The 20,925-nt window shown below is 40.2% G+C and carries 14 protein-coding genes, 1 tRNA gene, 2 rRNA genes and 1 pseudogene; 15 read left to right on the top strand and 3 right to left on the bottom strand.

Annotated features, from left to right (window positions below):
* Positions 1–130 precede the first annotated feature (130 nt).
* From LA20531_RS07930 to LA20531_RS07960, 7 genes are all read left to right on the top strand, one after another.
* Positions 131–3,038 (top strand): 23S ribosomal RNA (locus tag LA20531_RS07930).
* A gap of 69 nt (positions 3,039–3,107) precedes the next feature.
* Positions 3,108–3,224 (top strand): 5S ribosomal RNA (rrf, locus tag LA20531_RS07935).
* A 13-nt stretch (positions 3,225–3,237) separates the two neighbouring features.
* Positions 3,238–3,310, top strand: a tRNA-Asn gene (locus LA20531_RS07940).
* 335 nt (positions 3,311–3,645) lie between these two features.
* Complete coding sequence (locus LA20531_RS07945) at positions 3,646–4,656, top strand: mannose/fructose/sorbose PTS transporter subunit IIA (protein WP_056940591.1); 1,011 nt, start codon at positions 3,646–3,648, stop codon at positions 4,654–4,656.
* A gap of 18 nt (positions 4,657–4,674) precedes the next feature.
* Positions 4,675–5,487, top strand: coding sequence for a PTS mannose/fructose/sorbose transporter subunit IIC (locus LA20531_RS07950; protein ID WP_056940592.1), 813 nt, complete (start codon positions 4,675–4,677; stop codon positions 5,485–5,487).
* A gap of 28 nt (positions 5,488–5,515) precedes the next feature.
* The gene (locus LA20531_RS07955) at positions 5,516–6,436 is read left to right on the top strand and encodes a PTS system mannose/fructose/sorbose family transporter subunit IID (protein ID WP_056940593.1); all 921 of its coding nucleotides are present in this window, start codon (positions 5,516–5,518) and stop codon (positions 6,434–6,436) included.
* A gap of 3 nt (positions 6,437–6,439) precedes the next feature.
* Positions 6,440–6,808, top strand: coding sequence for a DUF956 family protein (locus tag LA20531_RS07960; RefSeq protein ID WP_056940594.1), 369 nt, complete (start codon positions 6,440–6,442; stop codon positions 6,806–6,808).
* 42 nt (positions 6,809–6,850) lie between these two features.
* Here the strand turns inward: LA20531_RS07960 and LA20531_RS07965 are convergent.
* A pseudogene (locus LA20531_RS07965) lies at positions 6,851–7,733 on the bottom strand (LysR family transcriptional regulator).
* 106 nt (positions 7,734–7,839) lie between these two features.
* Here LA20531_RS07965 and LA20531_RS07970 point away from each other — a divergent pair.
* Positions 7,840–8,358, top strand: coding sequence for a DapH/DapD/GlmU-related protein (locus tag LA20531_RS07970; RefSeq protein ID WP_056940595.1), 519 nt, complete (start codon positions 7,840–7,842; stop codon positions 8,356–8,358).
* Between the two features lie 27 nt (positions 8,359–8,385).
* Here LA20531_RS07970 and LA20531_RS07975 read toward each other — a convergent pair whose 3' ends face one another.
* The gene (locus tag LA20531_RS07975) at positions 8,386–9,759 is read right to left on the bottom strand and encodes an amino acid permease (protein ID WP_056940596.1); all 1,374 of its coding nucleotides are present in this window, start codon (positions 9,757–9,759) and stop codon (positions 8,386–8,388) included.
* Between the two features lie 310 nt (positions 9,760–10,069).
* On the opposite strand from LA20531_RS07975, the gene adhE reads away from it, so the two are divergent.
* The 7 genes from adhE to LA20531_RS08010 all read left to right on the top strand — a co-directional run bounded on the left by adhE (position 10,070) and on the right by LA20531_RS08010 (position 19,160).
* Positions 10,070–12,697: a bifunctional acetaldehyde-CoA/alcohol dehydrogenase gene (adhE, locus tag LA20531_RS07980; RefSeq protein ID WP_056940597.1), complete on the top strand. Its 2,628-nt coding sequence runs from the start codon at positions 10,070–10,072 to the stop codon at positions 12,695–12,697.
* A 201-nt stretch (positions 12,698–12,898) separates the two neighbouring features.
* Positions 12,899–14,710: a glutamine--fructose-6-phosphate transaminase (isomerizing) gene (glmS, locus tag LA20531_RS07985; RefSeq protein WP_056940598.1), complete on the top strand. Its 1,812-nt coding sequence runs from the start codon at positions 12,899–12,901 to the stop codon at positions 14,708–14,710.
* 224 nt (positions 14,711–14,934) lie between these two features.
* Complete coding sequence (locus tag LA20531_RS07990; protein WP_099202220.1) at positions 14,935–15,984, top strand: IS30 family transposase; 1,050 nt, start codon at positions 14,935–14,937, stop codon at positions 15,982–15,984.
* A 241-nt stretch (positions 15,985–16,225) separates the two neighbouring features.
* Positions 16,226–17,419: an acetate/propionate family kinase gene (locus tag LA20531_RS07995; protein ID WP_056940489.1), complete on the top strand. Its 1,194-nt coding sequence runs from the start codon at positions 16,226–16,228 to the stop codon at positions 17,417–17,419.
* A gap of 101 nt (positions 17,420–17,520) precedes the next feature.
* The gene (locus LA20531_RS08000) at positions 17,521–18,252 is read left to right on the top strand and encodes a carboxymuconolactone decarboxylase family protein (RefSeq protein ID WP_056940490.1); all 732 of its coding nucleotides are present in this window, start codon (positions 17,521–17,523) and stop codon (positions 18,250–18,252) included.
* 117 nt (positions 18,253–18,369) lie between these two features.
* Positions 18,370–18,597: a P8 family protein gene (locus tag LA20531_RS08005; RefSeq protein ID WP_013437290.1), complete on the top strand. Its 228-nt coding sequence runs from the start codon at positions 18,370–18,372 to the stop codon at positions 18,595–18,597.
* Positions 18,598–18,746: 149 nt separating this feature from the next.
* On the top strand, positions 18,747–19,160 hold the full coding sequence (locus LA20531_RS08010; protein WP_056940496.1) for a bis(5'-nucleosyl)-tetraphosphatase: 414 nt from the start codon (positions 18,747–18,749) through the stop codon (positions 19,158–19,160).
* 74 nt (positions 19,161–19,234) lie between these two features.
* On the opposite strand, the gene LA20531_RS08015 is transcribed toward LA20531_RS08010, so the two are convergent.
* A complete protein-coding gene (locus tag LA20531_RS08015; RefSeq protein ID WP_022087460.1) occupies positions 19,235–20,893 on the bottom strand; it encodes a phosphoenolpyruvate carboxykinase (ATP) in 1,659 nt (552 codons plus the stop codon).
* Positions 20,894–20,925: the final 32 nt, after the last annotated feature.

Consider the following 20,925-nt stretch of genomic DNA (forward strand, 5'->3'; position numbering starts at 1 on the left):
ACTTTGTTTAGTTTTGAGGGTAGTACCTCAAAGAGTTAGTACATTGAAAACTGAATATAATCCAAGCAAAAAACCGAGACAATCAAAGAGAACAGATTGTAGAGCGACCGAGAAGAGAATTCTTGAGTAAGGTCAAGTAGAAAAGGGCGCACGGTGAATGCCTAGGCACTAAAAGCCGATGAAGGACGTGACGAACTACGAAAAGCTTCGGGGAGCGGTAAGTACGCTAAGATCCGGAGATGTCCGAATGGGGGAACCCAATGCAGCGATGCATTATTGAATGATGAATAGATAGTCATTCAAAGGAATACGCAGTGAACTGAAACATCTAAGTAGCTGCAGGAAGAGAAAGAAAAATCGATTTCCTTAGTAGCGGCGAGCGAAGAGGAAAGAGCCCAAACCAAGTGATTTATCATTTGGGGTTGTAGGACTGCGACGTGGCAGCGTAAGTGATAGCAGAATTATCTGGGAAGGTAAGCCAGAGAGGGTGAGAGCCCCGTAAGCGAAATTGCAAGCGCGCCTAGCAGAATCCTGAGTAGGCCGGGACACGAGGAATCCCGGTTGAAACCGCGAGGACCATCTCGCAAGGCTAAATACTAATTAGTGACCGATAGTGAACCAGTACCGTGAGGGAAAGGTGAAAAGAACCCCGGAAGGGGAGTGAAAGAGAACCTGAAACCGTGTGTCTACAAGTAGTCAAAGCACATTAAAGTGCAATGGCGTGCCTTTTGTAGAATGAACCGGCGAGTTACGTTAACTAGCGAGGTTAAGTCAGAAAAGACGGAGCCGGAGCGAAAGCGAGTCTGAATAGGGCGAGAAGTTAGTTGACGTAGACCCGAAACCAAGTGACCTACCCATGACCAGGCTGAAGGTGTGGTAAAACGCACTGGAGGGCCGAACCCACGTAAGTTAAAAATTGCGGGGATGAGTTGTGGGTAGCGGTGAAATTCCAAACGAACTTGGAGATAGCTGGTTCTCTCCGAAATAGCTTTAGGGCTAGCCTCGTGGAGAGGATAATGGAGGTAGAGCTCTGTTTGGACTAGGGGCCCGTCAGGGGTTACTGAATCCAGATAAACTGCGAATTCCATATATCCATACACGGGAGTCAGACTGCGAGTGATAAGATCCGTAGTCGAAAGGGAAACAGCCCAGATCACCAGTTAAGGTCCCCAAATCTATGCTAAGTGGAAAAGGATGTGGAGTTGCGTAGACAACTAGGACGTTGGCTCAGAAGCAGCCATCATTCAAAGAGTGCGTAATAGCTCACTAGTCGAGTGGCGCTGCGCCGAAAATTTACCGGGGCTAAGCATAGTACCGAAACTGTGGATGTGTTTTAAAGAGCACGTGGTAGGAGAGCGTTCTAAGTGCGGCGAAGGCTAATCGAGAGGATAGTTGGAGCGCTTAGAAGTGAGAATGCCGGTATGAGTAGCGAAAGATAGGTGAGAATCCTATCCGCCGAAAGACTAAGGTTTCCTGGGGCAGGCTCGTCCGCCCAGGGTAAGTCGGGACCTAAGGCAAGGCCGAGAGGCGTAGTCGATGGATAACAGGTAGAGATTCCTGTACTGTGTTCAATCGTTATGAGCAATGGAGGGACGCAGGAGGCGAAACACGCATCGAGCTGGATCGATGTTCAAGCAGCGAGTGCGGTTAAGAGTCAAATGCTTCTAACCAGCAACATGAGCTGTGATGAGTAGCGAAGTAAAAGTAGCGAAGGTGATGTAGTCACACTGCCAAGAAAAGCTTCTAGCCAGAGAGAACATACCCGTACCGCAAACCGACACAGGTAGTCGAGTGGAGAACACTAAGGTGAGCGAGAGAACTCTCGTTAAGGAACTCGGCAAAATGACCCCGTAACTTCGGAAGAAGGGGTGCTGGCCATGAGAGTGGTTAGCCGCAGTGAATAGGCCCAAACAACTGTTTATCAAAAACACAGGTCTCTGCAAAATCGTAAGATGACGTATAGAGGCTGACACCTGCCCGGTGCTGGAAGGTTAAGAGGAGAGCTTAGCGCAAGCGAAGGTTTGAATTGAAGCCCCAGTAAACGGCGGCCGTAACTATAACGGTCCTAAGGTAGCGAAATTCCTTGTCGGGTAAGTTCCGACCTGCACGAAAGGTGTAATGATTTGGGCACTGTCTCAACTAGAGACTCGGTGAAATTATAATACCCGTGAAGATGCGGGTTACCCGCGACAGGACGGAAAGACCCCATGGAGCTTCACTGTAGCTTGATATTGAGTATCTTTTAAACATGTACAGGATAGGTAGGAGCCAAGGAATGCAGGACGCTAGTCTTGCAGGAGGCAATGTTGGGATACTACCCTTGTTTGAAGGATGCTCTAACCTCGACCTGTAAGCCAGGCCAGGGACAGTGTCAGGTGGGCAGTTTGACTGGGGCGGTCGCCTCCTAAAGTGTAACGGAGGCGCCCAAAGGTTCCCTCAGAATGGTTGGAAATCATTCGCAGAGTGTAAAGGTATAAGGGAGCTTGACTGTGAGAGAGACAACTCGAGCAGGGACGAAAGTCGGGCTTAGTGATCTGGTGGTACCGTATGGAAGGGCCATCACTCAACGGATAAAAGCTACCCTGGGGATAACAGGCTTATCTCCCCCAAGAGTTCACATCGACGGGGAGGTTTGGCACCTCGATGTCGGCTCGTCGCATCCTGGGGCTGAAGTCGGTCCCAAGGGTTGGGCTGTTCGCCCATTAAAGCGGCACGCGAGCTGGGTTCAGAACGTCGTGAGACAGTTCGGTCCCTATCCGTCGTGGGCGTAGGAAATTTGAGAGGAGCTGTCCTTAGTACGAGAGGACCGGGATGGACGCACCGCTGGTGTACCAGTTGTTCCGCCAGGAGCATCGCTGGGTAGCTATGTGCGGAAGGGATAAGCGCTGAAAGCATCTAAGTGCGAAGCCCCCCTCAAGATGAGATTTCCTTTGCGTAAGCAGTAAGACACCTCAGAGACGATGAGGTAGATAGGCTGGGAGTGGAAGTTCTGTGAAGAATGGAGCGGACCAGTACTAATCAGTCGAGGACTTGACCAAAGCGAAGCGATCTGAAAAGTTTTTTTGCGAAAGATTATGTTTAGTTTTGAGCGTAGTAGCTCAAAAGAGTACGGTGGCGAAAGCAAGAAGGATACACCTGTTCCCATGCCGAACACAGAAGTTAAGCTTCTTAACGCCGAAAGTAGTTGGTGGGCAACTGCCTGCGAGGAAAGGAAGCTGCCGTGCTCTTTTTTAATATTCCGGCTTAGCTCAGTTGGTAGAGCGCTTGACTGTTAATCAAGATGTCGTCAGTTCGAGTCTGACAGCCGGAGCACGGAAGAAGGAGGCCGCCGGGCCTCTTTTTTATGCTCTCATTTTGATCTTTAAACTTTTTTAGTATAAATTTCGTAACATGAATATGTTAGATAATAAACAAGCAATCATTTTAATAGGTAAAAATGATGAAAAAAATAACCGTTTAGATGGCCTCTAAATGGTCTTTTTTTCATTAGACCAATTTAGATAAAAGCCTGGGATACAAAGATTTTACTGAAGTGTGAAACAAACCATCAACTTATGAAATTATTTTCAAAAAAACACTTTGTTAAAGTCTTAATTTATTGTATAATAAAAGCGGATTCATTTTTGATCTAGAGGAGGAAATTACATGGTAGGAATTGTTTTAGCCAGCCATGGTGGCTTCGCTGATGGTATTGCACAATCTGCGCAAATGCTTTTCGGCGAACAAAATAATTTTGCTCATGTTATCTTAAAGCCTGATGAAGGCCCAGATGACATTCGTGGCAAGATGGAAAAAGCAATTGCTTCATTCGATAGCCAAGATGAAGTTTTGTTCTTGGTCGACCTATGGGGCGGTACTCCATTTAACCAAGCTAACGGACTTGTTGAAAAGCATGACAAGTGGGCAATTGTTGCTGGTATGAATTTACCAATGGTTGTTCAAGCATTAACTGAACGTATGATGGATGCTAATGCTACTGCACGTCAAATCGCTACAAAGGTAGTTGAACCTGCTAAGGATGGTATCAAGACTAAGCCATCTGACTTAATGCCAAAGACCGCTGCTCCTGCAGCAGCCGCTGACAAGGGTTCAGCTAAGGGCGGTAAGAAGTCAATTCCAGAAGGTACTGTAATTGGTGACGGTCACATTAAGTACGTTTTGGCAAGAATCGACTCACGTTTACTTCACGGTCAGGTTGCTACTGGTTGGATTCCAGCAATGAAGCCAGATCGAGTAATTGTTGTTTCAGACAGTGTTGCTAAGGATGACTTGCGTAAGAGTATGATTCGTGAAGCTGCACCTGCAGGTGTTAAAGCTCACACTGTTCCACTTAAGAAGATGGAAGAAATCGCAAAGGATCCAAGATTTGGTAACACACACGCACTTCTTTTGTTTGAAAATCCAGAAGATGTTTTGAGAGCTATCAAGGGCGGTATTAATCTTAAGGAAATCAACGTTGGTTCAATGTCATACAAGGAAGGCGACGTTAACGCCAACAACGTATTGTCAATGAACCAAGAAGACGTTGATACTTTCCGTGAACTTGAAAAGATGGGCGTTAAGTTTGATGTTAGAAAGGTTCCTTCAGATGCTCCAGGTAACATGGATTCTATCTTGAAGAAGGCTCAAACCTTACTTGACGAACAAAAGAAATAATTAATTAGGAGTAAATAAATGAACGCTATACAAATGATTTTGGTAGTGGTTGTTGCCTTTCTTGCAGGTATGGAAGGTATCTTGGATGAATGGCAATTCCACCAACCATTAGTTGCATGTACTTTGATCGGTTTAGTTACCGGTCACCTGGACTTAGGTGTTATTTTGGGTGGTCAATTACAAATGATCGCCTTAGGTTGGGCAAACATTGGTGCCGCTGTTGCACCAGATGCCGCTTTGGCTTCAATAGCTTCAGCTATTATCTTGGTTGAAGGTGGTCAAGGTACTGCTGGTATCGGTACTGCTACTGGTATCGCTATTCCTTTGGCTGTTGCTGGTTTGTTCTTAACTATGATCGTACGTACTATCTCAACTGCTATCGTTCACATCATGGACGCACAAGCTAAGAAGGGTAACTGGCGTATGATTAACGTATGGCAATGGATTGCTGTATGTTTGCAAGGTTTGAGAATCGCTATCCCAGCCGCATTGCTTTTGGCTATTCCAGCAAGCACTGTTAGAGGTTGGCTTGCAATGATGCCTCAATGGTTATCAGATGGTATGACCATCGGTGGTGGTATGGTTGTTGCTGTAGGTTACGCTATGGTTATCAACATGATGGCAAGTAGAGAAGTATGGCCATTCTTCGCAATTGGTTTCGCTTTAGCTGCTATCAAGGACTTAACTTTGATCGCCCTTGGTGCTATCGGTCTTTCAATGGCTTTGATGTACTTAGCTCTTGAAGCTAAGGGTGGCAACGGCTCAGGTTCAAACAACTCTGGCGATGCCGATACCGGCGATCCACTCGGCGATATCATTGATGATTATTAAAATGAACGCATAGAGGAGGATTTAAATAATGGCTGATAAAAAAATTAAATTAACCAAACGTGACCGTTTTAACGTTATGTGGCACTCACAATTCCTTCAAGGTTCATGGAACTACGAAAGAATGCAGAACGGTGGTTACGCATACTCAATGATTCCTGCATTGAGAAAGTTATACCCAGACAAGAAAGATTTGTCTGCTGCTTTACAAAGACACTTGGTATTCTTTAACACTCACCCATACTTAGCTTCACCTGTACTTGGTGTTACCTTGGCTTTGGAAGAAGATAAAGCTAACGGTGCTCCTGTTACTGACGACGCTATCCAAGGTGTTAAGGTTGGTATGATGGGACCTTTGGCCGGTGTTGGTGACCCTGTATTCTGGTACACTGTTCGTCCAATTGTTGGTGCCTTAGGTGCATCAATGGCCATTTCAGGTAACGTCATGGGACCTATCTTGTTCTTCGTTATCTGGAACGTAATCAGACTTGCCTTCTTATGGTACACACAAGAATTTGGTTACAACGCTGGTTCAGCTATCACTAACGACATGTCAGGTGGTATGCTTCAAAAAGTTACCCGTGGTGCTTCAATGATGGGTATGTTCGTTTTGGGTGCCTTGATTGAACGTTGGGTAAACATCAAATTTACTCCAATCGTTTCACAAACCCCTATCCAAAAGGGTGGTTACATCGAATGGGACAAGCTTCCATCAGGTGCTAAAGGTATTCAAGAAGCTCTTATGCAATGGAACATGGGTAATGGTAAAGCTTTGACCAATACCAAGGTTACTACTTTGCAAAACAACTTGGATTCATTGATCCCAGGTTTAGCTGGTCTTCTTTTGACATTCTTCTGTATGTGGTTGTTGAAGAAGAAGGTTTCACCAATCTGGATTATCATCGGTATCTTTGTTGTCGGTGTTCTCTTCCACGTATGGGGCATTCTTTAATAAATGGCTAAATCAATTAACACAAGAGTCGATCTGACCGTTGATGGTACCTGGTTTAGAGGTATTGCATCTTATGGAAAAATTATGATCGGCGATAAAGCTTTTGAATTTTATAACGAGAGAAATGTTGAAGACTATGTTCAAATTCCATGGAAAGAAGTAACTTATGTAGTTGCGGACGTTCATTTCAATGGACGTTATATTCCACGTTTTGAAATTAGAACTAAATCTAATGGTAAGTTTATCTTTGCTGCGCGTGATCCTAAGAAGGTATTGCGTGCAATCAGAAAATACGTACCAGCTGACCATATGCGTAAAGCTTTAAGCATGTGGCAACAACTTAAGCAACGTTTTACTCGTAAGAAGAAATAAAGCAAAACAAAAATCCCAAGGTCAAATGGCCTTGGGATTTTTTTAGTCATCAGCAATTGAAGCTTGCAGTCTGTTTAAGAATAATTCAGCGACGGGCGATAAGTTGGTCTCATGTTTCCAGATAACGGTGATTGGCTCACTTAAAGCTGGAGCTATCGGCCTAAATGTTAAACCGGATTTGCTAGAAGTATTAGCAATTTTATCTAGTGTTAACATCACAGCCGCATTGTTTTTAACTAGTAAAGTTCCGTTAAAGCTTAAGTTGACCGTTCCGATGAAATTAACGTCGTCTTTGTAATTGCCAAACCAATTATCGAAATAGTGCATCGTGTCAGCTTGTTGAGAATTAAGTACAGTTCGGCCAACCAGATCCGCTGGTGTAATTACTTTCTTTTCAGCTAAAGGATCATCCATGGTCATTAATACGCCCCATACGTCTCGTTCTGGCAGCTGAATGGAAGCATAGTTGGAAAGGTTAACGTCAACCAATGATAGCCGCAAAATCAACTGTGCCGATGTTTAATTTCTTCTCAGCAAATTCATAATCACCACTTAAAATATGAATTTTAACTGTCGGGTAGTCTTGGATAATGTTGCTGACGAAATTCATCAGTCTTTGCATACCAACACTTTCGCCGGCAGCAATAGTTAAATCACCACTGATTACAGCTGATGATTGCAGGTTGCTCTTAGTTTTGGCAGTTAAAGCTAAAATTTCTTTTGCTTGCTCTAATAAATATTGTCCTGAAGGTGTCAGAGTTAAATGGCGTGGTTGGCGGTTGAATAACCTGACCCCTAATTCGTCTTCCAAATCCGCAATTTGGCGTGATAAAGCAGGCTGAGAAACTAATAATTTCTGTGCCGCTTTCGTCATGTTTAACTCTTGTGCTGTGGCAACGAAATAATTTAAAACTCTTAATTCCATATTTTCACCATAAATAAAAGTTATTATACGTGATACTTAATAATTTTTTTACATTACTTACTTTACCTTTTAAACTAAAAATGAGCAAGAAAAGGAGTAGCAGATTATGAAGACCCAAGACAAAGAACTTATTCAAGAAATTGTCGAACAAAATCAGCGCTTTTTGCAGAACTTGAACACGCAGCGTCATTATGAATGTGAAGCGCGGCAATTAATCAGTGAAATCACAGGACAAAAAATCCCTAAGAGTACAGAAATTAGATTGCCATTTTACACGGATTACGGCCACAACATCAAAATAGGTGAGTGTGTTTTTATCAACTCGAATGTGATGATGGTTGACTTAGGCGGAATTACCATTGAGGACGATGTTTTAATTGGACCGGGTGCATATCTTCTTTCCGTTAACCACGGTTTAAAACCTAAACAAAGAAAAGAGTTTGAATTAAAGCCAGTACTTATTAAGAAAAATGCCTGGATTGGTGCTAGAGCTACTATTTGTCCAGGCGTAATTGTGGGTGAAAATGCTGTAATAGCTGCTGGAGCAGTGGTTACTAAGGATGTGCCGAAAAACACAGTAGTTGCTGGCGTACCTGCAAAAATTATCAAAAAAATAGACAAATAAAAAAACGCAACATTATCGCGTATTTTTTTAAGCTTCTTTTTTGTCACTCCAGAGTTTGGAGATTAAGTACAAGATGAGGAAGGTAACGATAGCTGAAATCATTGGGATGCGGTAGCTTGGCAAGATTAAAAGTAAGATGATCATTAAAACAAAGAATAATAAAATCAAATAATCAACATAAGGAAAGCCAGGCATCTTAAAATCGCTTAGTTCATTTTCGGGTGTTTTTCTTCTGTAAGCAATGTGAGTTAAAACCATTAAGCACCAAATGATTAAGAACATACTTGTTGAAGTAGATGAAATAAAGTTAAAGGCTTGATCGCCGATAATCAAGGTAATCAGTGGTGCGCAGGCCATAAATAATGCTGACAAAATTAAAGCATTTTGTGGCAACTGCCGTCTGGATAGGTGACCAAAAGTTTGATTCCACTTGCCTTTGCCGTGGAAAGTAACGGAGAACAAAAGTCGTCCCGCACTGTATAAAAAACTATTGGTAGATGACACCGCCGCAGAAATTACAACGAAGTTAATGATTAAACTCGCATTTCTAATTCCCGTAGCTCCAAGTGCTTGAACAAATGGACTGGAGTTAGTTGCTACTTTTGACCAAGGAATTACTAACAAAATTCCTAAAATTGCCATGACATAGAATAAAATAATTCGAACTGGCAATTGGTTGACCGCACGCTTTAAAGTAGTTTCTGGATTTTGTGCTTCCGCAGCAGTTAAACCGATCAATTCAACACCGATAAAACTGAAGATAACCATTTGGAAGCCTTGCCAGAATCCTTTTGTGCCTCTTGCAAAGAATCCGCCGTGATCTTCTAAGTTTACAAAGGCAACCGGTCCAAATGAGGTCTTGCCACCTGTGACCAGCAAGTAAATAATCAATAAAACGAAAACCACGATCGTGACGATTTTGATAATAGCAAAACTAAATTCAAGGTTACCGAAAACTCGTGCCGAGATTAAATTGATGATTAATAAAACGGCGATTGTGATGATTCCGGGAATCCAGGGTTTCAGTGTTGGAAACCAATATTTGAAATAGATTCCTAAGGCGGTTGTTTCTGCCATGCCTAACGTAATCCAACTTATCCAGTACAAGTACCCAGTAATAAAGCCGATGTTCTTACCAAGATATTGTTCAATAAAATCAATGTAGGTGTGTTTGTGCAAGTCGGACATGATCAGCTCGCCTAGCGCCCGCATCAATAAAAAGAGAAAAACCCCAACAATGATGTAGATTAAAATGACACTAGGGCCAGCGCGGTGAATACTATCACCAACACCTAGGAAAAGTCCGGTTCCGATTGTCCCGCCTAAAGCAATCAGCTGTATGTGTGCGTTGCTTAGGGTTCGCTTATAATCGGAATCGGTTTGCGATTTTTTATCATTCATATAAGTCCCCCATGTTTTCAGTTTTTTCATATATACTTAATATTTTATCATTGTAGCGAAACTGCACCAGATAAAGTAGACAATTTTTAGAAAATATAAAAAACTGATGCTTTTTAATAAGTTTGTTAATTCACAAACAAATAATATAACAAGCGCTTTCATTTAAGTTATAGCTGAAACTTAGGGCCATTAAATACCTTGCTCACTAGAAAATGTATGGATTTCATGCATTTACTTTTAAAGTTATTGTGCTATAGTTGAAATTGTAAATTAGTTCACAAGAATTAGTAGATCTTAGAGGTAAGAAAATATGGCTAAGACACAACAAAAAGAGACTCTTACAGAGGAACAAAAGAAAAAGCAAATCTACGACATGGTAGACAATTTAGTAAAGAAATCACATGTCGCTTTAGATGAAATGGCCAACTTCACACAAGAACAAGTTGATAAGATCTGTGAAGCAGTTGCTACTGCAGGTGAACAAAATGCTTACCCATTAGCAAAGATGGCTGTTGAAGAAACCAAGCGTGGTGTGGTAGAAGACAAGACTACCAAGAACATGTACGCTAGTGAAAACATTTGGAACAGTTTACGTCACGAAAAAACTGTTGGTGTTATTGACGAAGATAAAGAATTAGGTTTAACCAAAATTGCTGAGCCTAAGGGTGTTATCGCTGGTGTTACTCCAGTAACTAACCCAACTTCAACTGTTATCTTCAAAGCTATGCTTGCTTTAAAGACAAGAAACACTATCATCTTCGGTTTCCACCCACAAGCTCAAAAGAGTTGTGTAGAAACTGGTAAGATTATTCAAGCTGCTGCTGTTGCTGCAGGTGCTCCAAAAGACGCAATTCAATGGATTGAAGAACCAAGTTTGGATGCAACCACTGATTTGATGAACAATCCAGGTGTTCAAACTATTTTGGCAACTGGTGGTCCTGGCATGGTTAAGGCTGCTTACTCATCAGGTAAACCTGCTATCGGTGTTGGTCCTGGTAACGGTCCATCTTACATTGAAAAGTCAGCTAACATCGACCGTGCTGTTTATGACATCGTTTTATCAAAGACGTTCGACAATGGTATGGTTTGTGCTTCAGAAAACTCAGTTGTTGTAGACGACGAGATTTACGACAAGGTTGTTGATGAATTCAAGAAGTGGAACTGCTATTTCTTAAACAAAGAAGAAATTAAGAAGTTCGAAGAACACTTCATCGACCCAAGACGTGGTACTGTTGCAGGTCCTGTAGCTGGTAAATCAGCTTACGAAATTGCTAAGCTTTGTGGTGTTGATGTACCAAAGAACACCAAGGTAATCGTTGCTGAATACAACGGTGTTGGTAGAAAGTTCCCACTTTCAGCTGAAAAGCTTTCACCAGTATTTACTTTGTACCGTGCTAAGAACCATGACGATGCCTTCAGAATTTGTTCTGAACTTCTTGATTACGGTGGTCGTGGTCACACCGCTGGTCTTCACTCAAGCGACAAGAAGATCATTGATGAATTTGCAATGAAGATGGATGCTTGCCGTATCTTGGTTAACTCACCAGCTGCCCTCGGTGGTATCGGTGACCTTTACAACAACATGTTGCCATCACTTACTTTAGGTACTGGTTCTTATGGTGCCAACACCTTCTCACACAACATTGGTGCTAAGGACTTGCTTAATATCAAAACAGTTGCTATGCGTCGCGACAACATGCAATGGGTAAAGGTTCCTTCTAAGACCTACTTCGAACACAACGCAGCTAACTACTTACGTCACATGCCAAACGTAAATCGTTTCTTCATCGTTACTGATGAAGGTGTTGCTGATCAAGGCTTTGCTGATGAAATTACTGACATCATTTCAAAGCGCCGTGGCCAAAAGGAATACGAAGTATTCAAGGCTGTAACTCTTGATCCTAACACTGACGTGATTAAAGACGGTGTTCACAGAATGAACATCTTCAAGCCAGACGTTGTGATTGCTATCGGTGGTGGTTCAGTAATGGACGCTGCTAAGGCAATGCGTTTGTTCTATGAAAACCCAGAAATGAGTTTTGAGGAAGCTTACCAAAAGTTTTTGGACATCAGAAAAAGAGTAGTTCGCTTCCCAAAGATTAACGGCGTTCAACTTGTATGTATCCCAACTACTTCAGGTACTGGTTCAGAAGTTTCACCAATTGCTATCATTAGCGATGCTAAGACTGGTATTAAGCACACTTTATGTGATTATGCTTTAACTCCAGATGTTTCAATTGTTGACGATCAATTTGTTCAAGAAATGCCTAAGCGTTTAATTGCTTGGTCAGGTTTTGAAGCATTGGGTCACGCAATTGAAAGTTATGTTTCAACAATGGCTACTGACTTTACTCGTGGTTGGTCACTTGAAGCTATTAAAATCATTTTTGCCAACTTAAAGAACTCTTACGATGGTAATCTTGCTGCTCGTAAGCAAATGCACGATGCCGCTACTATTGCAGGTATGGCTTACTCAAACGCATTCCTTGGTTTGGAACACTCAATTGCTCACACTGTAGGTTCAACCTTTGATATTCCAAGTGGTGTAAGTGATGCTATTGCTTTACCACAAGTTATCCGCTTCAATTCTAAGCGTCCAGAAAAGCTTGCTATGTGGCCTCATTACTCTGTTTACCGTGCTGATACAGATTATGCAGATATTGCTAAGGCCATTGGCTTGACTGGTTCAAGCAAGGAAGAATTGATTGAAGGATTAGTTCAAAAGATTATCGATTTGGCTCAATCAGTTGGTATTAAGATGGCTTATAAGGACTATGGCGTTGACAAGGCTGAATTCGACAAGAAAGTTGACGAATTAGCTGTTGAAGCATACGGTGATCAAAACACTGTAACTAATCCATCAGCTCCACTTATTAGTGAAATTGCTCAATTGATGAGAGACAGCTATGAGGGTAAAAATACTTCAATCAATAAGTAAATAAAATATTATTAAAGAATGGCTATCGGTTGAGAAACTGATAGCTATTTTTTGTACAAAAAGTTAAGTTATGTATTATACCAATTTCGATGATTTGTACTTGACCGCTTTGCTAAAAAAGAATATTATTGCTACTGTAACAATGAATTTAAACTGGTCCACTATAAGAATATTGAACTAGACCAAAAGGAGAAAAAGTCTATGTGCGGAATTGTCGGAGTTGTAGGTAAGCCTGCAAGAAATATTATTTTAAATGGATTAACTAACTTGGAATACCGTGGATATGATTCAGCTGGTATCTACTTAAATGATTTGCAGGGTCATGAATATTTAACTAAGGCTGTTGGCCGTATTTCTAACTTAAAAGAAAAGTTAACTCCAGATGAACAAGGTTTAGTAGGAATTGGTCATACGCGTTGGGCAACCCATGGTAAGCCAACCGTTGACAACGCTCATCCTCATTTTGATGAAGCTAAGCGCTTTTACTTAGTTCACAACGGTGTGATTGAAAATTACGCTGAATTAAAGGAAAAGTACTTACAAGGGGTTAAATTCCATTCAGATACTGATACTGAAGTTGTAGTTCAATTAGTTGGTAAGATTGCTCGTGACAAGAATTTGGATGGTTTTTCTGCATTTAAGGAAGCTTTGAAGCTTGTAAAAGGCTCATATGCATTTTTACTTGTAGATAATACTGAACCAGATCACGTCTTTATTGCTAAGAACAAGTCTCCAATGATGTTAGGGATTGGTGATGGTTTTAACATTATTGCTTCAGATGCTATCTCAGTGTTTGACCAAACTAAGACTTTCGTTGACTTACAAGATGGCGATGTAGGTGACATCACTAAGGATTCTTACACTATTGAAACTATTGATGGCAAGAAAGTTGATCGTGAACCTCATGTCTTAGATATTGATCCTAATGCAGCTTCAAAAGGTACTTACGAATTCTACATGCTTAAGGAAATCGATGAACAACCTGGTGTTATGCGTCATTTATCTCAAAACTACTTGGATAATGATGGTCAACCTAAGGTAGATTCTAAGATTATTGATGCTATTTCTAAGGCAGATCGTCTTTACATCTTTGCTGCAGGAACTAGTTATCATGCAGGTCTTGTTGGAAAGATTATCTTTGAACACTACACTGGCATCCCAACTGAAGTAGGTCTTGCTTCTGAAGCTGGTTATCACTTCCCAATGATGAGCAAGCATCCATTCTTTATTTTCTTGACTCAATCAGGTGAAACTGCAGATTCACGTGTTGTTTTGAAAGAAACTAATAAACGTGGCATTCCAAGTTTGACTATGACTAACGTAGCTGGTTCAACTCTTTCTCGTGAAGCAACTTATACCATGCTTTTAGGTGCCGGTCCTGAAATTGCTGTTGCTTCAACTAAGGCTTACACTGCTCAAGTTGCTTTACAAGCTGTTCTTGCTAAAGCATTAGGTGAAAGATTAGGCAATAAAGAAGCTAAAAACTGGGATTTACGTAAAGACTTGGCGATGGCTGCAGAAGGCATCCAACAATTAGTAGATGGCAAAGAAAAACTTAAGAAGCTTGCAGACAAGTACTTAGTCAAGTCAAGAAATGCCTTTTACATTGGTCGTGGCATGGATTATGCAGTTGCACTTGAAGCTGCTTTGAAGTTAAAAGAAGTATCTTATATTCAAACTGAAGGTTTTGCAGCGGCAGAACTTAAGCACGGTACAATTTCATTAATTGAAAAAGGTACCCCAGTCGTTGCTTTGATTAATGACCCAGTTACTGCAGATCTTACTCGTGGTAACATTCAAGAAGTTGTATCTCGTGGTGCAAGTGTTATTAAGATTGTGGGTAAAGATTTTGCAGAAGATGGCGATGATATTGTCTTACCAGAAATCAATTACTACATGTCAGCTTTATTGACAGTTGTACCGGCACAACTTTTAGCTTATTATGCTTCTAAAGATAAAGGATTAGATGTTGATAAGCCACGTAACTTAGCTAAGAGTGTTACTGTTGAATAAAAAACAAGATTGAAAGAAATATCCTCAGAGTCAATTGATTCTGAGGATATTTTTAATGATTATTTGTTAAATAATGAGCAAATAAGGTGCATTATTTTAAATATTTAAAATATATAAATCGCCGATTGTAAAATCAAATTGAACACTTTAGAAAAATAAAAAGTCCATTTGGACCTGTTTGATAGAATGTTAATAATCACAAAAACATCTATTGGAGGTCACAAATGGACTCTTTACATTCTATCATGCCTAAGCACCAAAAGGGAAAGCATTTATCATTTGAGCAACGGGTTGTTATTCAAACCCGTATTAAAGACGGTTTCTCTCTTAGGGCTATTGCTCGTGAGCTTGATTGCTCTCCTTCTACTATCAGTTATGAGGTTAAACGTGGTACTGTTTTGCTTTATCATGGTAAGAAAAAACGCTATAAGGCACAACAAGGTGATAAAGCTTACCAAATACATCGTAAGAATTGCGGTCGTAAATCAGATTTCTTAAAGAAATTTGACTTTATCAAATACGTTAATAAGCATTTCTGCGAAGATGGCTGGTCTCTTGATGTATGTGCCAATCGCTGCTTAGCTTTAGGAGAATTTTCTCGTGATCAGGTAGTTTGCACTAGAACCTTGTACAACTATGTAGATCAATGCTTAATGGGTATGAGAAATTCTGATTTGCCAGAAAAGTTAAAGCGCAATACTAAAATACATCGCATTCGTAAAAATAAGAAAAAGCTTGGCCGAAGTATTGAAGAACGTCCCAAGGAGATCAATGATCGTAAGGAATTTGGCCACTGGGAATGCGATTTAGTCTTAGGACATAAAACTAAGGATGATCAAGTACTGCTAACTTTGTCTGAACGAATGAGCCGTGAATTTTTAATCTTGCGTATTCCTGATAAGACAGCCGCCAGTGTGATGACTGCTTTTCAGGCTCTGCGCAAACAGTATAGTGAACATTGGAATGACATCTTTAAGACAATTACAACTGATAATGGATCAGAGTTTGCGGATTTATCCAATCTGGAGACAGTTTCAAAAACCCTGGTTTACTATGCTCATCCATATACTTCTTGTGATAAAGGCACTGTTGAAAGACACAATGGCCTTATTCGCAGATTTATTCCCAAAGGTGATTACATCAATAACTATTCTCTTCAAGATATCATTAATATTGAAACCTGGTGCAATTCACTACCAAGAAAGATCTTGGCATATCATACTCCAGATGAAATCTTTGAGAAAGAATTAGATCATATCTATCAAGCAGTATAAATGTTCAATTTATTATTGCAATTTACGAAAATATATAAATTAGGGTTTTTGCTATTGAAAGATTCTTTTTAAGAAACTATTTGATCAAGCAACAATTTTTAAGATATATTGATAAATCAATACTTGTAGCTAATAAAATTATTTTTATAAAAACATTTTAATTATAAAATTAAAGAGCTATACTAATAAATGAAAATTCACTTGTGAAAAATATAACTAAATGAATCGGGGGATTTAGTTTATGAAAAAGGTTTTGGCAGTAAATTCAGGGAGTTCTTCATTTAAGTTCAAATTATTTTCATTTCCAGATGAAAAAGTGATTGCTAAGGGGATGGGCGATCGAATTGGACTAGAAGATTCTACCTTTTCCATTGCTTTAGTTGATGGTACAAAGTATACTAAGAAAATTGCCATTCCTGATCAAGAAGCTGCAGTTAGCATATTAATTAAGGATTTGCAGAAATATCACGTTTTAAAGAGTTTGAATGAGATTGTGGGGGTAGGCCATCGAGTAGTTAATGGTGGCGAATATTTCAAAGATTCAACTGTAATTGATAAAAATAAGTTGCAAAAGATACTTGATTTGTCAGATTTTGCCCCATTGCATAATCCACCAGAAGCACGAGGAATTGAAGCATTTATGCATGTTTTGCCTAAAGTGCCACAAGTTGCTGTTTTTGATACTTCTTTTCATGAGATGCTTGATCCTGTACATTATTTGTATTCTATTCCTTATGAATATTATGAAAAATATCGTGCCCGTAAATATGGTGCTCACGGTACATCTGTTCATTATGTAACTTTAGAAGCTGCTAAGATGATGCATAAGGATCTTAGGGAGTCTAAGCTGATTATTTGTCACCTAGGAAATGGTGCTTCAATAACTGCTGTGAAGAATGGTAAGTCCTATGACACTTCAATGGGATTTAGTCCATTGTCAGGTATTACGATGGGAACTCGTTCAGGAGATGTTGATCCTTCACTATTGCAGCACTTAATGCATAAAACCGGTATGTCAATGGATGAAATGATTGATGTTTTAAACCAGAAGTCGGGTTTGCTAGGTATCTCAGGTATTTCATCAGATATGCGTGATTTGAAATATAATAAGAACCCGCGCGCAATTCTTGCTCGCAAGATTTTCTTAAATAGAATAGTTCGGTATATTGGCTCATTTATTGCTGAAATGGGTGGCGTAGATGCTATTGTACTCACTGCTGGCGTTAGTGAAGGCGATGTGGGCATGCGTAAAGCAATTATGGATTCCTTCAAGTACATGGGCGTAGATCCGGATTATGAAGCAAATAAGACTAATGGTCAAAAAGTTATCACTAAACCTGATTCGAAGATTCAAGTAATGATAATTCCAACTAATGAAGAATTGATGATTGCTCGAGATGTCGTGAGATTAACTAATTGTGCTACGTTAGCATAAGCAAAAGTTATTTCTAAGGATAGTAAATTGATATTTTCCTTTTCTAAATGGCTGTATTTAAATGAATGGTGAAGATAGCCGTTTTAGAAAGGAAAAGTAATATGTCAATTAAAAAAGATGCACAGAACGCACATGCAAACTTACTAGAAAAAACTGATCCTGAAGCTTTAGAAAGGATTAATTATTTTACCTTTGATGAAGTACAAGCAGATGTAGATTTACCTGATCGTACCAAGATGTTGTCCACGTTAGCTTATCTTTTAGGGATGCAAGGCATCGAAGAATATAAAGTGATGCTTTCGGTAGCCCTTGATAATGGAATAAATCCAGTTGAAGTCAAGGAAGTATTATATCAAGCTGTAGACTATTTGGGTTTAGGTAGAGTTTTGCCCTTCTTCAAGGCAACGAACGATATCCTGCTTAGTCGTGGCGTAAAACTCCCACTTGAAGGTCAGGCCACAACTACTATGGACAATCGTCTTGAAAAGGGCGAAGAGACCCAAATTCGCTTATTTGGACCACAAATGAAAGACTTTGCTAAGAAGGGTACTATCAACAAGTGGTTAGTAGATAACTGCTTTGGCGATTACTACACTAGAAAAGGCTTAAGTGACAATGACCGTGAAATGGTAACCTTCTGCTACATTGCTGCACAAGGCGGCTGTGAACCGCAACTTTTAGCACATGCTCAAGCTAATATTAAATTGGGTAATGATAAAGAGTTCTTAATGAAAGTGATTGAACAAAACGTTCCATTCATTGGTTACCCAAGAAGTTTGAACGCTGTAACCATTGTTAACAAGGCCGATGAAGCGGTTAATGGTAAAGATTAAAAAATAATAAGAATGAGGCGTTTTATTTAACACTTGCACCTGATGGCACTACAATATAATTGTAATCAGATCTGATGAAACTATAATGTAATGGTTATCAGGAAGGAAGCTTTTATTATGGCAGATGCATTAGAAATTGAACAAACCGCTATGATTGATCGTGAAATGGACCAAGTTTTTGATTGGGCAAAGGGTAACCACATGCCTATTCGTGACGCTATCTGGGACCACGAAATGGAAGCAAATGGCCACGACACGATGAAGACTGAAGCAGCTGTTGAATGGATCCTTAAAGCCAGCGATGACGAAGTTAAGGATTACTGCGAAAAGAACTTAAAGAAGTAACTTAAAACATTCTATTTAATTAAATAATTTCGTCTGCACATAAGGTGACCAAGTCTAGAGGATTTGGTCATTTTTTTGATCCTAATTTCTTGACCTTCATTAATAAATATTTAATAATTGTTTTAATTATTAAAGGTTGGGTGACAAAAATGATTATGGAACATTCGGCAGGTGCAGTTATTTATCGAAGAGCTGTTAGCGGAGAGCTAGAATATTTAATTGTACAGAGCGTAGTAAATCATAACTGGGGTTTCCCTAAAGGACACTTAGAAGGCGAGGAGACAGTCCAAGAAGCAGCTAAACGTGAAGTTGCGGAAGAGGTAGGGCTAAAGCCAGAATTTGATTTCAATTTTATGCGTAAGAAGAAATATTCATTAACAGAAAAGAAAACTAAAACTGTTACATATTATCTGGCCAAGTACGTTGCAGGACAAAAGGTAGCTAAGCAAAAAGAAGAGATCTTAGCAGACAAGTGGGTTACTTTTAAAGAAGCTAAAAAGTATCTAACAGAACATGGCAAGATGGACGTACTAAGAGCCGCGCGGGATTACATTAAGCAATAAAAAATACGAGAGCATTAAGCTCTCGTATTTTCGTCATTAAGAAATCTTATTTAATTATATGAAACATTTCCTAATTAGCTCAATTCTTTGATGATAGCTTCCAAAGTCTTCTTAGCCTCATCTTGGATTGGAGTTTCTGGGTGTTCTTCATCGTACTTGTTGAGCCAGTTCAAACGATCTTGCATTCTCTTGGCCAAGGTCTTTTGGTATTCTGGGTCTTCAAGGTGAACTTCGTAACCGTCAATTGGTAAGTAGCTTACACCCTTGAAGTTACCGAATGGCTTGAAGTCGCTGTCCTTAATGTTGCCGTTAGCCAAGTCTTCGATTAACTTCTTAGTAACTTCCTTTGGAATATCCTTGCCCATGAATGCGTCAGTGTTCAAGCTGTAGCAACTAGCGCCACGCTTAGTGAACAATTCCTTGAAGTCTGTGTAGTCGCCTGATACAGGGTATGCACGGAATGGGTCTGCGAATGGTTCGATAACCAAAGTATTCATATCGAAGCCCTTTGGCAAGTTTTCAGCAGAAGTTCTCTTGGTTGCTAAAGTACAACCCATAGTAGTTGCCAATACTGGGTCATCGATCTTGATGATTGGAGGTAATGAACCGTCCTTCATGATCCAGAACAAAGCAGTAATTGGTGACTTTTCAAAGTCTACACGGTGAGGACTAGTGTAACGGGTCTTGATAACACGACCGTTGTTGTTACGTAAGTCTTCAGTAACGATAACCTTCTTGCCGTTTTCGTCAAGAGTTACATCACAGTTCATAATAGTGGTGTAATACTTAGTTTCGTGGTGACCTGCTGGGTAGTCGTGAGTCTTGTCGAAGTATGAAGGTTCAAGAGCTACTGATGAACCATCTTCACGTGAAATGATGAATGCGTCGTCGTGCAATACAGTGATGTCGTATTTGCCATCGTACATTTCGTGAGTCAAAGTTGACTTACCTGAACCTGACAAGCCGTAGAATGCGAAGGTCTTGTCGTCTTTGTCGTTGAAGTGGAATGACTTTTCACCACCGTGACATGCAGTGTAGCCGTGACGGTGAGCAATAGCCCAAGCTAAAGTCAAGGTACCCTTCTTAAGTTCACCGAAGTAACGAAGGTTAAATACAGCGGCACAGTTATGAGGAGCGTCAAATACACCTAAACCCTTAGGATAATCTTCATCTTGAACATTTGGATCGAAGTAGAAGTAGATGTCTGGTTCGTTGTAGAACTTGGACTTTGCGTACATCTTTTCAGCTTCTTCGTCAAAGAAGTGGAAGTTCAAAATGTATGAAAGTAAGTTGAAGGCTTGGTCTTCTGGCATCATGATGTGGGCCTTAACAGTGAATGATGGGTCAAGACCTACCAAAACAGTAGCCTTTAAGTACTTTTGATCGTGACCTTTGTAAATGTCTTCACGTAAATTACCGTTTAAGGCTTCTGCATCTTCGTTAGGATTGTCAACAAAGTGACGTGCACTGGCAGTTCTACCTAAGATCTTACCATGGTTGTAAACCAATTGGGTTGCGCCGTAAGGTAAGCCTAATTCCTTGGTGTGAAGAATTGGTAAGTCAGTAACGATAACGCCTGATTGCTTCTTAGCTAAATTGTAAGCTTCAGCAACACTGGTTACTTCGTGTACGTTGTTGCCATAAAATGCACTCTCGATTGTTGCACGAGTGCGGCTAAACATAGGATTTGCTTTTCTAAGTTCATCTTGAGAATAACGTTCTTTTGTACTCATATTAAGATTTTTCCTCTCTAGGAAGCTTATTA

Source organism: Lactobacillus amylovorus DSM 20531, from assembly GCF_002706375.1.
In the GTDB taxonomy this organism is placed as follows: domain Bacteria; phylum Bacillota; class Bacilli; order Lactobacillales; family Lactobacillaceae; genus Lactobacillus; species Lactobacillus amylovorus.

Coding starts and splice junctions, on each gene's coding strand:
- LA20531_RS07975 (WP_056940596.1), bottom strand. CDS start 9,759: ATGAATGATAAAAAATCGCAAACCGATTCCGATTATAAGCGAACCCTA.
- glmS (WP_056940598.1), top strand. CDS start 12,899: ATGTGCGGAATTGTCGGAGTTGTAGGTAAGCCTGCAAGAAATATTATT.
- LA20531_RS08015 (WP_022087460.1), bottom strand. CDS start 20,893: ATGAGTACAAAAGAACGTTATTCTCAAGATGAACTTAGAAAAGCAAAT.
- LA20531_RS08005 (WP_013437290.1), top strand. CDS start 18,370: ATGGCAGATGCATTAGAAATTGAACAAACCGCTATGATTGATCGTGAA.
- LA20531_RS07955 (WP_056940593.1), top strand. CDS start 5,516: ATGGCTGATAAAAAAATTAAATTAACCAAACGTGACCGTTTTAACGTT.
- adhE (WP_056940597.1), top strand. CDS start 10,070: ATGGCTAAGACACAACAAAAAGAGACTCTTACAGAGGAACAAAAGAAA.
- LA20531_RS07970 (WP_056940595.1), top strand. CDS start 7,840: ATGAAGACCCAAGACAAAGAACTTATTCAAGAAATTGTCGAACAAAAT.
- LA20531_RS07950 (WP_056940592.1), top strand. CDS start 4,675: ATGAACGCTATACAAATGATTTTGGTAGTGGTTGTTGCCTTTCTTGCA.
- LA20531_RS07960 (WP_056940594.1), top strand. CDS start 6,440: ATGGCTAAATCAATTAACACAAGAGTCGATCTGACCGTTGATGGTACC.
- LA20531_RS08000 (WP_056940490.1), top strand. CDS start 17,521: ATGTCAATTAAAAAAGATGCACAGAACGCACATGCAAACTTACTAGAA.
- LA20531_RS07995 (WP_056940489.1), top strand. CDS start 16,226: ATGAAAAAGGTTTTGGCAGTAAATTCAGGGAGTTCTTCATTTAAGTTC.
- LA20531_RS08010 (WP_056940496.1), top strand. CDS start 18,747: ATGATTATGGAACATTCGGCAGGTGCAGTTATTTATCGAAGAGCTGTT.
- LA20531_RS07990 (WP_099202220.1), top strand. CDS start 14,935: ATGGACTCTTTACATTCTATCATGCCTAAGCACCAAAAGGGAAAGCAT.
- LA20531_RS07945 (WP_056940591.1), top strand. CDS start 3,646: ATGGTAGGAATTGTTTTAGCCAGCCATGGTGGCTTCGCTGATGGTATT.